This window comes from Vitiosangium sp. GDMCC 1.1324 (assembly GCF_003044305.1).
Lineage (GTDB): Bacteria > Myxococcota > Myxococcia > Myxococcales > Myxococcaceae > Archangium.
In genome coordinates this window covers 665219-679308 of sequence record NZ_PZOX01000003.1, presented here as the reverse complement: position 1 = coordinate 679308, position 14090 = coordinate 665219, and the positions used below count along the sequence as shown (strand labels likewise).

General features: G+C 67.0%; 13 protein-coding genes. All 13 read right to left on the bottom strand.

Features of this window, described 5'->3' with window-relative positions:
* Positions 1–957 (bottom strand): GNAT family N-acetyltransferase, encoded by a 957-nt coding sequence (locus tag DAT35_RS11340; RefSeq protein WP_108066957.1) that lies wholly within the window; start codon positions 955–957, stop codon positions 1–3.
* A 104-nt stretch (positions 958–1061) separates the two neighbouring features.
* Positions 1062–1487 (bottom strand): cytochrome C oxidase subunit IV family protein, encoded by a 426-nt coding sequence (locus DAT35_RS11335; RefSeq protein WP_108066956.1) that lies wholly within the window; start codon positions 1485–1487, stop codon positions 1062–1064.
* Between the two features lie 15 nt (positions 1488–1502).
* Positions 1503–2171: a cytochrome c oxidase subunit 3 family protein gene (locus DAT35_RS11330; protein ID WP_108066955.1), complete on the bottom strand. Its 669-nt coding sequence runs from the start codon at positions 2169–2171 to the stop codon at positions 1503–1505.
* Positions 2161–3834 (bottom strand): cbb3-type cytochrome c oxidase subunit I, encoded by a 1674-nt coding sequence (locus tag DAT35_RS11325; RefSeq protein ID WP_108066954.1) that lies wholly within the window; start codon positions 3832–3834, stop codon positions 2161–2163. The genes DAT35_RS11330 and DAT35_RS11325 overlap by 11 nt, the downstream gene beginning before the upstream one ends.
* Positions 3818–4864, bottom strand: coding sequence for a cytochrome c oxidase subunit II (gene coxB, locus DAT35_RS11320; protein ID WP_108066953.1), 1047 nt, complete (start codon positions 4862–4864; stop codon positions 3818–3820). The genes DAT35_RS11325 and coxB overlap by 17 nt, the downstream gene beginning before the upstream one ends.
* Entirely contained in the window at positions 4861–5730 is an 870-nt protein-coding gene (locus DAT35_RS11315; RefSeq protein WP_108066952.1) for an SCO family protein, read from the bottom strand. Before DAT35_RS11315 ends, coxB begins: the two co-directional genes overlap by 4 nt.
* Positions 5731–5754: 24 nt before the next feature.
* Complete coding sequence (locus DAT35_RS11310; protein ID WP_108066951.1) at positions 5755–6240, bottom strand: hypothetical protein; 486 nt, start codon at positions 6238–6240, stop codon at positions 5755–5757.
* On the bottom strand, positions 6237–7448 hold the full coding sequence (locus DAT35_RS11305; RefSeq protein WP_108066950.1) for a hypothetical protein: 1212 nt from the start codon (positions 7446–7448) through the stop codon (positions 6237–6239). The genes DAT35_RS11310 and DAT35_RS11305 overlap by 4 nt, the downstream gene beginning before the upstream one ends.
* Positions 7445–8005, bottom strand: coding sequence for a cytochrome c (locus tag DAT35_RS11300; RefSeq protein WP_108066949.1), 561 nt, complete (start codon positions 8003–8005; stop codon positions 7445–7447). The genes DAT35_RS11305 and DAT35_RS11300 overlap by 4 nt, the downstream gene beginning before the upstream one ends.
* Positions 8002–8556 carry a DUF3341 domain-containing protein gene (locus DAT35_RS11295; RefSeq protein ID WP_108066948.1) on the bottom strand — a complete coding sequence of 185 codons (555 nt, stop codon included), beginning with the start codon at positions 8554–8556 and terminating at the stop codon, positions 8002–8004. The genes DAT35_RS11300 and DAT35_RS11295 overlap by 4 nt, the downstream gene beginning before the upstream one ends.
* A 3-nt stretch (positions 8557–8559) precedes the next feature.
* A complete protein-coding gene (gene nrfD / locus DAT35_RS11290; RefSeq protein WP_108066947.1) occupies positions 8560–9993 on the bottom strand; it encodes an NrfD/PsrC family molybdoenzyme membrane anchor subunit in 1434 nt (477 codons plus the stop codon).
* A gap of 3 nt (positions 9994–9996) precedes the next feature.
* Positions 9997–13197 (bottom strand): TAT-variant-translocated molybdopterin oxidoreductase, encoded by a 3201-nt coding sequence (locus tag DAT35_RS11285; RefSeq protein WP_108067234.1) that lies wholly within the window; start codon positions 13195–13197, stop codon positions 9997–9999.
* Positions 13194–13856 carry a cytochrome c3 family protein gene (locus tag DAT35_RS11280; protein WP_108066946.1) on the bottom strand — a complete coding sequence of 221 codons (663 nt, stop codon included), beginning with the start codon at positions 13854–13856 and terminating at the stop codon, positions 13194–13196. The genes DAT35_RS11285 and DAT35_RS11280 overlap by 4 nt, the downstream gene beginning before the upstream one ends.
* Positions 13857–14090 lie beyond the last annotated feature (234 nt).

Here is a 14090-nt window from a genome sequence, read left to right as displayed (position 1 = left end):
TCAGACCCAGAGCCCACGAGGGATGGGGAGGAGGGGCGAGGAGGGCAGGTCCGGGCGGAGGGGGCGCACCATGGGCAGGGAGCCGTCGCGAGCCGCGCGGGTGGCGCCCTCCACGAGGGGGAGCAGGGAAGCGTGGGCGGGCTCCTCCCAGAGCAGGACGCGGGAGAGACCGGAGCGCGAGGCCTCGCGCCGGGCCGCGCCGAGGAGTGCCTGGGCCTCCTCGGGAGAGCGCGCATCGAGCATCAACACCGTCAGCTCGGCGGTTCGGCTCACGAGTCCCCAGAGGATGGTGGACTGGCCCGTGGTGGCGCCGAGGGACTGGGGGAGGGAGCAGCCGAGGTGGCCGACGTAGATGCGCCCGCGCTCGAGGTGCCAGTCGAGCTGGGCGGGCGAGGGCCAGAAGAAGAAGGGGGCATCCGGCAGGCGCATGCGGGCGAGGGCCCGGCCGAGGTCCTCCTCCCGGGTGAGCAGGTCCACGTGCTCGCCGGGAGCGCCTGGGGTGGGGGACAGGTGCCAGTTCCAGGCGGGCAGCTCCCGGTAACCCGAGCGGGCGTAGATGCGGGGGCCCACGTCGGAGAAGAGCAGGGAGGCGTGGGCGCGAGGCTCGTGCTCGAGCCGGGCGGCGAGCATGTCCATGAGCCGTGTGGCGTAGCCGTGGCCGCGCAGGCGCTCTTCGGTGAAGACGCTGGCGATGGAGAAGCTGTCACCCGGGAGGAGGGCGCCGTTCTGGGAGCGCAGGAAGCTGTCGGTGCGGAACGTCTCGCAGGAGGCGAGCACGGCGCCATCTTCCTCGCACAGCAACCAGGTGTGCATGTTGGCGCGGGCCCACGGGTGGGCACGCAGACGCTGCTCCCGGGAGACATAGCCCTCGAGGGTGAGGAGCTTGCCCCACTCGGAGTACGAGAGCACATCGCGCTGGGTCTTCTGTTCTTCGGTGGTGGCGGCAACGAGGCGCATGGCGGAGGCTTCCGGGGTCTCGAGCATACCCTTGCCCGCAAAACAAACGCGGCGCCGGGCAGTGAGCCGCGGCGCCGCGTGGGAAACGTCGAGGGACGTGCCGACTACGGATGAGAGTCGGGCGACTGCAGCAGCCCACCGTACTTGCCCCGCTGACCGGTCTCCACGGGCCACTCCGGAGGAGTGCCGTTGGGGGCCAGGGCGGGCCGGAAGCGCGTACCGAAATCGAACAGGGTGAAGACCAGCAGCAGCACCACGAACAGCATGGAGGTGCCGAACACCAGCCGGTTGGCGCCCTTGTGCTCTGCGAGGTGCATGAAGAACAGCGCCACCAGACCACCCTTCACGGTGGCGATCACCAGCGCGAGCAACAGACCGTAATCCGGCAGGTGCATGCGACCGGTAAGCACAGTGACAACGGTGAGCACCATGAGGGCCCCCCAGACCAGGACGTACCGTCCCGGTCCGGAGTGGTGCTCCTCGCGCATCTCACGATCTTCCTTCAGCGACTCATTGGCCATCGCGGACATGTGCGGGAGGCTCCCTTAGATGAGGTACAGCATGGGGAAGAGGAAGATCCACACCAGGTCGACGAGGTGCCAGTACATGCTGCCCAGCTCGACGGCGGTGTAGTTGCGGTAGCTGAACTCATTCCTCATCGCCTTGGTGGTGACCCACCCCAGGACGATCATTCCCACGATGACGTGGAAGGCGTGCAGGCCCGTGGAGAGGAAGTAGATGGTGAAGTACAGCGACACGCCCGGCAGCTGGATGCCCTCGTAGCGGTAGTACGGGCCGGGCAGCTGCCCCTCGTGGAACTTGTGGGCGTACTCGAAGTACTTGATGACGAGGAACGCCATCGCCATGAGGATGGTGAGGACGAACATCAGCACCACCTGCTTGTTCTTCGCCTCCTTGGCGTAGTGCACCGCCATGGCGGCGGTGAACGAGGAGGTGATGAGCACCAGGGTGTTGATGGTGCCCATCGTCAGGTCCAGGTGGCGGCTGGCTGCGGCGAACGCCTCCGGGAACATGAAGCGGTAGCACGCGTAGATGACGAACAGGCCCGCGAAGAGCAGGATTTCGGTGGCCAGGAAGAGCCACATTCCCAGGCGCGCGGCGTGGTTCTGCACTTCGAGCGAGGCGAAGTGCGCGGCCACCTGCGGCACGGGAGGAGCGCCGGCCGTACCGGCGACGGCGGAACTAGACTGCATCGGGCACCTCGGCCTTCTTGGCGTCCACGTAGAAGTGGGGCTCTTCGGAGTAGGTGGGCTGCGGCCCCACGAAGTTGTGGGTCGGAGGAGGAGACTCCGTCAGCCACTCGTAGCCGTGGCTGCGCCACGGGTTGGAGGCGGCGCGGCGGCCGAACACCAGCGCGTACGTCAGGTAGATGGCGCTGATGAGGAAGCCGAAGGCCAGCAGCGACGCACCCGCGGTGGAGGCCACGTTGAGCGTCTGGAAGCGCTCCGGGTACTCGTAGTAGCGGCGCGGCATGCCCGCGTTGCCCAGGAGGAACTGGGGGATGAACGTGGCGTTGAAGCCCAGGATGATGAGCGCCGCGGACACCAGGCCCCACCCCTCGTGGTACATCTTCCCGAACATCTTCGGGAACCAGTAGTGGAGCGCCGCCATGAAGGCCATGATGGTCGCGCCCACCATGATGAAGTGGAAGTGCGCCACCACGAAGTAGGTGTCGTGCCAGGGCACGTCCAGCGACGCCGTGGCGAAGGCCACGCCCGTCATGCCGCCGAACACGGTGAAGTAGAGGAAGCCGCAGAAGTAGGCGAAGGGCGTCTTGAAGTCGACCGCGCCCTTGTAGACGGTGCCCACCCAGTTGAAGACCTTGATGGCGGTGAACACGCCCACCAGCATCGTCAGCACCGCGAACACGCCCGCGTTGAACGTGGACTGGCCCGACACGAACATGTGGTGGCCCCAGGCGAAGAAGCCCACGAAGGCGATGCCCAGGGACGAGAACGCCACCGCGCGGTAGCCGAAGATGTTCTTGCGGCTGAAGGCGGCGACAATCTCGCTCATCACGCCGAAGGCCGGCAGCACCATGATGTACACGGCCGGGTGCGAGTAGAACCAGAACAGGTGCTGGAAGAGCACCGGGTCTCCGCCGCGGGCCGGGTCGAAGATGCCGAAGTGGAAGATGTGCTCACCCACCACCAGCAGCAGCACCAGTCCGAGCACCGGCGTGGCCAGCACCTGGATGCACGCCGTGGCGTACATGGCCCACACGAACAGGGGCAGCTTGAACCAGGTGATGCCCGGCGCCCGCATGGTGTGCGTGGTGACGATGAAGTTGAGGCCCGTGGCGATGGAGCTGAAGCCGATGATGAACGCGCCGAAGAGGATGGGCGCCACCGTCGTCGTCGTGTGCGTGCTGTACGGGGTGTAGAACGTCCAGCCCGTGTCCATGCCGCCGTTGATCATCCCCCAGATGGCGATGAACGCACCCGTCAGCAGCAGGTAGAGCGACAGCAGGTTGAGCCGCGGGAAGGCCACGTCCTTGGCGCCCAGCATCAGCGGCAGCATGAAGTTGCCGAAGGCGCCCGGGATGGCCGGGATCATGAACAGGAAGATCATCACCACGCCGTGCATGGTGAAGGCGCGGTTGTACGTCATCGCGTCGATGATGGTCGGTCCCGGAGTCAGCAGCTCCAGACGGATCAGCAGCGCGTAGATGCCGCCAATGAGGAAGAAGAGCAGGACCCAGATGAGGTACATCACCCCGATGCGCTTGTGGTCCAGCGTCAGCAGCCAGGACTTCACGCTGGTGCCATCGGTGAGGTAGCTCGGGTGGTGCTCGTGATGCTCATCCGGCGCGGGCACGGCGCCCGGCTCGGCTGCGATGCTACTGGATGGGCTCATAGACAGGTCCTTGAGAAGCGCCGGTGCGGATGTCCGGAGTGCGCAGGGTCTTGATGTACTCGACGATGGCCGCCGTCTGGGGCCCCGTCAGCTTGCCCTGGAAGGTGGGCATGACGTTGGGGAAGCCGGCCACCAGGTGGGCCCCAGGGTCCATCATCGACTGGGTGATCCACGCCTCGTCCACGCGGACGGACTGGCCGTTGTCCAGCGTCTCCGTGCGGCCGTACATGCCCAGGAACGTGGGGCCGATGTGCGGCTCGCCATTGACGGTGTGGCACTTGAAGCAGCCCACCTCGGCGGCCACCTTCTGGCCCTGCTCCGCCATGCGGGAGGGGTGCGGCGCCAGGCTCAAGTCCGCCAGCGCGTCCTGGCGGTTCTGCAGGCTGCCCTTGCGCTGCTCCTTCACCCAGGCGTCCCACTCCTCGGGCGCCAGCACCACCACCTCACCCAGCATCTTCGAGTGGGAGAGGCCGCAGTACTCGGTGCACAGAATCTGGTACGTGCCGGGCTTGGTGGCCTCGAACCAGGTCTGCGTGTAGCGCCCCGGCACCGCGTCCATCTTCACGCGGAAGGCCGGCACGAAGAAGGAGTGGATGACGTCGCGCGAGGTGATGAGCAGACGCACCGGACGGTTGGCCGGCACGTGCAGCACGTTCACCCCGTTGGGGCCCTCCGGGTAGGAGAACTTCCACATCCACTGCTTGCCCATGACGTAGACGTCCATCGCGTCCTTGGGCGGAGTGGAGACGAACACGAAGTCCCGGAAGCCGATGACGAACCAGGTGAGGAAGAACACCAGCGGCAGCGAGACGAAGAGGAACTCCGTCTTCACGGACGGGACGACGTACTCGGTCGTCTGGTTCGGCTTGCGCCGGCGATAGCGGAAGAAGAAGAAGATCGCCGCGGTGCCCACCACGAGCGAGCTCAGCATCGTCACGCCGACGACGAAGTAGTGCAGGTGGTCCACCCGCTCTGCGAAGGTCGACGCCTGCTCCGGGAGGAACAGGATTTTGTTCAGCAACTCGTTCATGCTGCTGCGCCTTTCTTCAGCTCACGCCTCCAGTAGTAGGCGAGCATGGTCGCGAGGGCGGCGAAGACCATGAGCGCGCCAATCCGGAGGAATCCAAAGATGTAGAAGCCGTACCGCCGGGTGGCGGTGTCATACTTGAAGCAGGTGAGGACGATGCGATCGAAGCTGGTGCCCACGCGGCCACCTGCGGCCTCCAGCAGGGCCAGCTTCATGTCCTGCGCCCGGAAGGACGTCCCGTACAGGTAGCGCGAAATGGCCCCCTCGGGGGTGAGCACGTGCACCACCGCCGGGTGGACGTACTGGGCCGTCCCCGCGTCGTAGGCGTACTTGAAGCCCACCGCGTCCGCGAGCTGGTGGATGTTCTCCTCGGTGCCGGTGAGGAAGTGCCAGGGCGCCGTCTCCGGCAGACCCATGGACTGAAGGTGACGCCGCCGCCGCTCGAGGCTCTGCGCCGGCGTGTCCTTCGGGTCGATGCTCACCGTCACCGCCTCGTAGTCCTTGCCGAGCTCCAGCCCCAGCTCCCGCATGGTGCGGATCTGCTCGTTGATGACGAGGTTACAGAGCAGGGGGCAGTTGTAATACACGAGCGTCAGCAGCACCGGCCGGGTCCGCGGCAGCACGTCGCGCAGACGCACCGGCTTGCCGAAGGCATCGGTGAACTGCGCCTCCAGCGAGACGAGCTCTCCGAGGTGCTCTTCCACATCCACCCCGCGAACCTGCGGCGGGGCGTCCGACTGGGCGTCGATGATGCTCTTGGGGACCTTGCCGCCACCGGGGAGGGCATACGCCGGCATCCCGGCGCCGAGCGCCAGGAGCAGCGCGGCCATCCCGGCGCGCAGACTGATGGAAGAGGAGGGGGTGTACATCGCGCTTCTTCCTCTACCGCAAAACTACTGCCGCTGGGGGGCGGGCTGCTGCGGTGCAGGGGTGGGGGTGGGGGCCGGAGCCGGCTGCTGCCGACCAGCCGCCTGCTTGGCGATGACCTGGTCCATCGCCTGGGAGATGGTGGGCCGGGCCACCACGCCGGGCTCCTCCGCCCAGCCATTCTCCAGCGCCTGCTGCTGGGAGTGGATCTTCTCCACGGCGTGCGTGTCCACGTCGAACAGACGCTGGTTCACGATGCCGATCTCATAGGCGGTGTGGTGGTTCTTGTCCGGGGTGATGAGCGCCGGGATGGGAGCGGGTCCCTCGGGGGCGAACTCGTGCGTCGTCGCCACCTGGAGGCGCCACGCCCAGATTCCGCCCACGATGAAGATGACGAGGGCTCCCACACCCACCTGGACGACCTTCCCGGTGAGGATGTGGTCTTCCTCGGCGGCCACACCATGCGCGCCACGGATGACGCGCGACTCGAGCTCCGACTCGGTCTTCTTCATGGCTGCACGTACCTCAGCGCCTCAGCGATGTAGGGATCCTTCACGGGGACCGTGTAGCGGCCGCGCGCCAACCAGATCGCTCCGGCCACCGCCAGCCCGCCCACGCCCGCGAAGGCAGTGATGATCGTCCAGTGGAACGACGGGGCCTGGGGCGAGAACGCCGGCCAGATGAGCCAGTACATGTCCACCGCGTGCATCACCATCAGGTAGACGGCCACCATCGCGAGCAGCTTCGGCTTGAGCTTCAGGTTGCGCGACAGCAGCGTGAAGAAGGGCAGCAGGAAGCCAAAGAAGAAGACGACGAGGGACACCGACCGCCAGGGGCCCTCGATGCGCAGCTTGTACCAGCCGGCCTCTTCCGGGAGGTTGGCGATCCAGATGAGGAGGAACTGGGAGAAGGCGATGTAGGCCCAGAAGGCCGTGAAGGCCAGCATGAGCTTACCCAGGTTGTGGTAGTGCGCCGTCGTCAACAGAGACCCGAACTCGTTCTTGCCCTGCGCGTTGACGGCCGAGATCGTCAGCACGCAGAAGGCCGCCAGGAAGCTGCCGGCGAAGTAATAGACGCCGAAGATGGTGGACTGCCAGAGCGGCGTGAGGGTCATCAGCCAGTCGAAACCAGCAAAAGTAATGGTCAGCGCAAGGAAGGGGAGCGCGCCCGGGGAGAAGGTCCGCAGCTTGACGGTGAGCTCCAGCGCGCCGCTCTCGTCCTGCTGGGTGCTCCAGCTGCGCAGCCGCCACGCCACGAAGGCCCACACCGCGAAGTAGATGGCCTGACGGATGTAGAAGAACGTCAGGTTCAGGTACGGGTGCTTGTGGTGCAGGTGGTGCAGCTCCACCTCGGTGAACTTCACACCGTCGGTGCCGGGGAACACCCAGTTGGTCGGGTCCACCCAGGGGAAGAGGTACTTGGCCCCGAAGAGGATGGGCAGGGCCAGGATGATGAAGACCACCACGCTGGCGCCCATGGTCTCCATGGTGCGGCGCACGACGGTGACCCACTTGGCCTTGGCCGTGTGGAAGATGGCCTGCATGATGATGGCGGCCACCGCGATGCCCACCCAGTAGGTGAAGGCGAGCAGGTAGCTGAACATCGTCGCCTGGGCCGAGGTGACGAAGCCCACGATGGTCAGCACCAGGCCGATGACGCCCACGGCCCCAGCCAGCGTCATCACCTTGGAGCCGCCGTTGAAACGATCCACGGCAATCATCGGTTCTCCTGCGGAAGAGGCTGGCCGCCCGCCTGGGAGTTGCGGGCCTGCTGCAGCGCACGGACGTAGGCCACCACGGCCCAGCGCTCCTGGATGTTGAGCTCACCGGCGAAGGACGGCATCACACCGTAGCCCTCGGTCACGGCGACGAAGAAGTGCCCGTCCGGCTTGTCGGAGAGCTGCAGCAGGGACGGAGGCAGGCGCAGGGCCATGTTCTCCGCCACCACGCTGTTGCCGTCACCGAGCCGGCCGTGGCACTGCGAGCAGACGATGTTGTACTTCTTCTGCCCCAGCGCGAGCACCTCGTGGTTGAGCTCGAGCGGGATGGAGGACACGAGCGTGCCGTTGACGCGGCCCGTGGTGAGGCCGGGGTTGCCCACCGGACGCTCGCGCGGGACGGTGCCCTCGGGCGGGGTGCGCATGGCGCGACCATCCGCCCAGAACTCGCTCGTCTCGTAGTACTCGTACTTCGCCTGAGACTCCATGCGCTGGAGGAACTCGGACGGGATGTTGCAGCCGGCCAGGGCGAGCCCTGCCGCGGGGATGAGCCACCTCATTCCTTCTCTCCCGAGACAACGGTCACATGGGTCGCGCCCAGTGCCTTGAGCTGTTCGACGATGTCTTCCGCCTTGGTGGCGGTGAGGGCCTTCGGGATGCTCAGCCAGTAGCCGTGCGTGGATGCGCTACGGAACTCCTCGCTCTCGAAGACCGGGTGATAGGGCTGCGGCAGTCGGCTGAGGCCCAGCAGCCCGAAGAAGATACCGAAGGCCGTGAGCAGCACCGCCAGTTCGAACGTGATGGGAACGTAGGCGGGGATGCTGAGGACGGGGCGGCCACCCACGTTGAGGGGGTAGTCGAAGGCGTTCATGTACGCCATCATCGCGATGGCGGTCACGATGCCCGTGAGGGCTCCCCCCAGCGCGATGAAGGGCACGCGCGAGGGCGGCAGGCCCAGGGCCTCGGACCCACCGTGCAGCGGGTAGGGCGAATAGGTGTCCATGCCTTGGTAGCCCTTCTCCCGCATCTGCCGGGTGGCATCCACCAGGGAATCGGGGGTGGCGAACTCGGCGAGCACCCAGCTATCCAGAACCTTGGTCTCGGCGGACATGGATCAGTGCGCTCCGTGGGTGAGGGTCCCGGCGGCACCCAGCTCGCTGCCGTGCGCGGCGTGCTTGAGCTCCAGCTGGAGCTCCTTCACCTCGCTCACCGCGACCGCGGGGACGAACTTGAGGAAGAGCAGGAAGAGCGTGCTGAACAGGCCCAGGGTGCCCACGTAGATGCACCAGTCCACCCAGGTCGGGCTGTACAGGTCCCACGAGGAGGGCAGGAAGTCCTGCGTCAGCGACGTCACGATGATGATGAAGCGCTCGCACCACATGCCGATGTTCACCAGGATGGACGCCACCCACATGATGGGGATGCTGGTGCGGCACTTCTTGAACCAGAAGATGTTCGGCGTGATGACGTTGCAGGCGATCATCAGCCAGTACACCCCGGCGTACGGACCGCGGGCGCGGTTCACGTAGAAGGTCCAGATCTCGTACTCGCTGCCGGAGTACCAGGCGATGAAGTGCTCCATCATGTAGCCGTAGGACACGATGAGGCCCGTCGCCAGAATCACCTTGTTCATGTTCTCCAGGTGGCGGTCGGTGATGACGTCCCGGAGCTTGAGGTACTTGCGGGCGGGCACCATGAGGGTGATGACCATCGCGAAGCCGCTGAACACGGCGCCGGCCACGAAGTAGGGCGGGAAGATGGTGGCGTGCCAGCCGGGGATGAGGCCCGTGGCGAAGTCGAAGGACACGATCGTGTGCACGCTGACCACGAGCGGGGTGGAGATACCCGCCAGCAGCAGGTAGCCAATCTTGTAGTTGTGCCAGTGACGGCCAGAGCCGCGCCAGCCGAGGGCGAAGAGGCCGTAGATGGTGCGCTGCAGCTTGCCCTTGGACGAGTCACGCAGGGCCGCCAGGTCGGGGATGAGACCCACGTACCAGAAGAGGGCGGACACGGTGAGGTACGTCGAGATGGCGAACACGTCCCAGACGAGCGGCGAGCGGAACTGCGGCCAGGCGCCCAGGGTGGACGGGTAGGGGAAGAGCCAGAAGGCGAACCAGGGACGGCCCGTGTGCAGCAGCGGGAAGAGACCCGCGCAGCACACGGCGAAGAGCGTCATGGCCTCGGCGAAGCGGTTGATGCTCGTGCGCCACTTCTGCTGGAAGAGCAGGAGGATGGCGGAGATGAGCGTACCGGCGTGACCGATACCGACCCACCAGACGAAGTTGATGATGTCGAAGGCCCAGCCGTTGGGCTGGTTGTTGCCCCACATGCCGATGCCGCGCGCCAGGGTGATGGTGACACCCAGGACGAGCAGGCCGAGGCCGGCCAGCGCCAGTCCGAACAGCATGAACCAGCCCTTACCGGGCTTGGCCCACACGTGGTCGAGCAGGGTCTCGTTGAGAGACTTGTCGTCGTGGTGCGGTGCGACGAGGGGCCGCGGCTCGAGCGGGTCGAGCGGAACGGCGGAATGAGCAGCGGTCTCGGCCATGGCTTAGTGGCCTCCTTCGTGCTCCGCCTCGGCGGCGGGCTTGGCGGACGCGAGGGCGGGATTGGGGTTGCGCAGACGGATGAGGTGAGCGGTGCGGGGCTTGGTCCCCAGCTCGTTCAGCAGCTTGTAGGCGCGCTCGTCGTGGTGGTGCTTGGTCACCTGGGCGTTGGGGTCGCTCAGGGTGCCGAAGACGATGGCCTCGGTGGGGCAGGCCTGGGCGCAGGCGGTCTGCAGCTCCTTCTCGAAGATGGGCCGCTTCTCCACGCGCGCCTTGATGCGGACGCGCTCGATGCGCTGCACGCAGTAGGTGCACTTCTCCATGACGCCGCGGTTACGCACCGTGACGTCCGGGTTCATCATCATCTTCTGCGTGGGCGTCTTGTCCGCGGTGTAGTGCAGGTAGTTGAAGCGGCGGACCTTGTACGGGCAGTTGTTGGAGCAGTACCGCGTGCCGACGCAGCGGTTGTACACCATGTCGTTGAGGCCCTCGTCCGAGTGCACGGTGGCGTTCACCGGGCACACGTACTCGCAGGGGGCCTTCTCGCAGTGCACGCACATGAGCGGCTGCATGACCATCTCGGGGTCGTGCAGCTCGTCACCGGTGAAGTAGCGGTCGATGCGCAGCCACTGCATCTCGCGGCTGCGGGCCACCTGCTCCTTGCCCACGACGGGGATGTTGTTCTCCGCCTGGCAGGCCACCACGCACGCCGCGCAGCCAGTGCAGCGGGCCAGGTCGATGGCCATCGCCCACTTGTAGTCCTCATACTTGAAGTCCGGCATGAGGTTGGTGGCTTCGCTCTCGCCACGCACGCGGGCGAGCAGCGGGCTGGCGTGCTCCTTCTCCTTCTCCTGCTCCTTGCGGAACGCCTCCACCGTCATGTCCAGGGCAATCGGGCGGCCCTCCATGCGCCAGTGGGACTGGGTGAGGGAGAACTTGTGCGTGCTGCGCGCCTTCTCCAGCTTCGCGCCACCTTCGAACCAGGGCGCCTCCACGCTGCGCACCAGGTTGGCGTTGAAGCCGATCTCCTTGGCCACGGTCTCGAAGAGACCCGTGCGGCCGTAGCCCAGCGGCAGCACCACCACGTCGTCCGCCGTGCCGGGGATGATCCACACGGGCACATCCAGCGTGCGGTTGCGGTAGGTAAGCGTGGCCACGTCACCCGGCTCGAGCTTGAGCCGCTCGGCGGTGGCCGGGCTGAGGTAGGCCGCGTTGTCCCAGGTGATCTTCGAGATGGGATCCGGCAGCTCCTGCAGCCAGGACATGTTGGCGAACTGGCCGTCGTAGATCTTGTAGTCCGCGACGAAGTTCACCTCGAGCTCGCCCGAGGCAGGCGGGGTGTAGGCCTCCACCAGCGCGCGGGCGCCGTCCGCGTTGGGCGCGGCGGTCAGAGCCGCGGGGGCGGAGTCGGGGACGATGCCCACGGACACCCAGGTCTCCCACGCCGTCTCGAAGTCGGTGCCGGCGGCGGCGCGGCCCCGGTAGAAGTCGCGGAGGATCTGATAGCTGTTGCGGAACGGCTCGCCGAGGAAGGTCGCGAGGAACTCCGACACGGGCACGCCGTTGAAGATCGGCTGGATGAGCGGCTGCACGATGGACACCGTGCCGTCGCTCGACCGGCCATCACCCCAGTACTCCAGCTCGTGCGCGGCCGGGACGAACCAGTCGGCGTAGGCGCTCGTCTCGTCCTCGAAGAGCGAGGTGTAGATGACAGTGAGCTTGCCGCGGTTGGGGTTCGTCTTCGGATCCAACGCCTCCTGGAGGCCCAGGTCCACCGGCGCGCGGTAGAGCGGGTTCCAGGCGGTGATGACGAGCACGTCCACCGCGCCGTTCTTCAGCTCGTCCACGAGCGGGCGCAGGGCGGCGGCGCTGGTGTTATCGGCGGCGTTGGCGGGGACGTAGCGAACCGTCTGGCCCACGTTGCCGAGCGCCGCGTTGAGGGCGGCGGCCAGGGCGTGCACCGCGGCGGGCTGACGCTCACCGGGCACCACCACGCTCTTGCCGGCGTGGGCGCGCAGGTCGGCGGCGACCGCCTCCACCCACTTCTGGTGGCTGGCGTTGAGCTGCGCCTTCTGGGCGGCGGCACCGGCCAGGCCCTCCACCGCACCGCCCACGTGCGAGGCGATGGCGGCGGCGACGGCGAAGATCTCCGTGGACTTCACGCGCAGACGGTGGTCCGCCATGCCGCCGGTGATGGTGAAGCGCGGCTCGGCGACGTAGAGGCGGTTGAGGTTGCCCTCGGCCGGGTCACGCCGCTTCGCGAAGGCGCGGGCGTAGGCGAGGTTGGCCGGGCGGCTCTCCAGGAAGTCCGCGTCCAGGGAGAGGACGACGTCCGCCTTGGAGAAGTCGTACACGGCGGCGGCGGGCTGGCCGAGCACCGCGCGGGTGCCCTCGCTGGCCGCGTCCTGCGCCACGGAGGTGTAGCTGGTGAAGCGGGCGTTGGGCAGCCGCTGCTGGATGCGCGAGCGCAGGTCGCCGAGCACCGGAGAGGTGTTCGGCTCGGTGAGGAAGCGCACGCGCCCCCCGCCGTTCTGCTGCGCCGCCCGGGCCAGGTACGTGCTGATCTCTTCACCGAAGGTGCGCAGCGAGCGCGGGTCCTTGCGGTTGCGCAGCACGCGGGCGCGCTGCGGGTCGTACAAGGACATCAGGAAGGCCTGCTCGAACACACCGGCGGCGCCCAGGTTCACCGGGTGCTGCGGGTTGCCTTCCACCTTGATGGGGCGGCCCTCACGCGCGGTGACGAGGATGCCGGAGGTGTGGCCCCCGAACGTCATGCCCGAGGCGTAGTGCAGCGGGTTGCCCGGGACGAGCTCGGGCGGCGTGCGGGTGTAGGGCACCATGCGCTCGTCCACCGGGCGGGTGGAGCAGGCGGTGGCGCCGGCCAGCGCCAGCGAGGCGCCCAGCAGCTGCATGAACTCGCGGCGGGCCACGCCGGTGGGAGGCAGGTCCGCGCCCTCGGGGAACTCGGGGCGGGTCTCCTCGAGGTACTCGGCCTTGCCGAGCCGCTCCTCGAGGCTGCGCCAGTAGGTCTTCCCGTAAGCGCCCTCGGAGGCCACGGCGTGCGCGGCGGCGTGGTCGAGCGCCTCACCCACGACGTCGTGCGAGTGGTCGTGGTCGTGTGCGGCCTCGGCCTTGTCCGAGACGACCGGAAGGGCGAAGGAGGTAGGGGTGTCCTTCATGGGGGCTCCGTCGAGCTTGGGCTTCAGCGATGGCATGTGGAGCAGCTCGTGCGAGAGTGAACGTCGTACTGCTCCGCCAGCTTGTCGGCGAGCGCCTCGGCTTCCTTGTGGTCGGCCGGCGGCTGCCAGGTCATGCTGGTGATGAACTCTTGCGGGCGCAGGTTGGGCTTGGGATTGCGGTGGCAGTCCAAGCACCACTGCATGGTGAGCGGTGCGTACTGCTCCATGGCGCCCATCATGTCCACGCGGCCGTGGCAGGTGGCGCAGCCCACGCCCTTGGCCACGTGGATGGAGTGGTTGAAGTAGACGAAGTCCGGCAGGTTGTGGATGCGGATCCAGGGGATGGCCTGGTCCGTGAAGTACGCCTGCCTCACCATCGCCAGGTACGGGCTCTTGTTCCACACCTGGGCGTGGCAGGACATGCACACGGTGGTGGAGGGGATGCCCGCTGACGGCGACTTCTCCACGGAGAAGTGGCAGTAGCGACAGTCGATCTGCTCGTCACCGGCGTGGTGCCGGTGATCGAACTCGATCGGCTGTTCGATCGGCCGGTTCTGGTTGGTGACGAACGGGGAACGCACGTACGCCATCAGACCGCCAAGCGCGATCGCGGGGATTGCAAGAAGCGCCGCGGCAGAAGCCCGCGACACCGTGTTCGTCCAGCGTGGGAAGAGAGGACCGCTCATACCAGGACCGGGGGGCTAGTCAGTGGACTCCGCAGGGACACGACCGGGAGGACGGCGCGACCGGAACGGAGACGGCACAGGAAGACTGGAACAAGAAGCTCATGCACGGCGTTGCTGTGGCTGCGACGGCTCCTGCCCTGGCAGGAGACATGCGGACACGCCCGACCCCATCCGACTGAAGAGTTGCGATGGGCGGGGTCCCTCCTCCTCGCCCGTTCCAACGCGGCGCGTGAC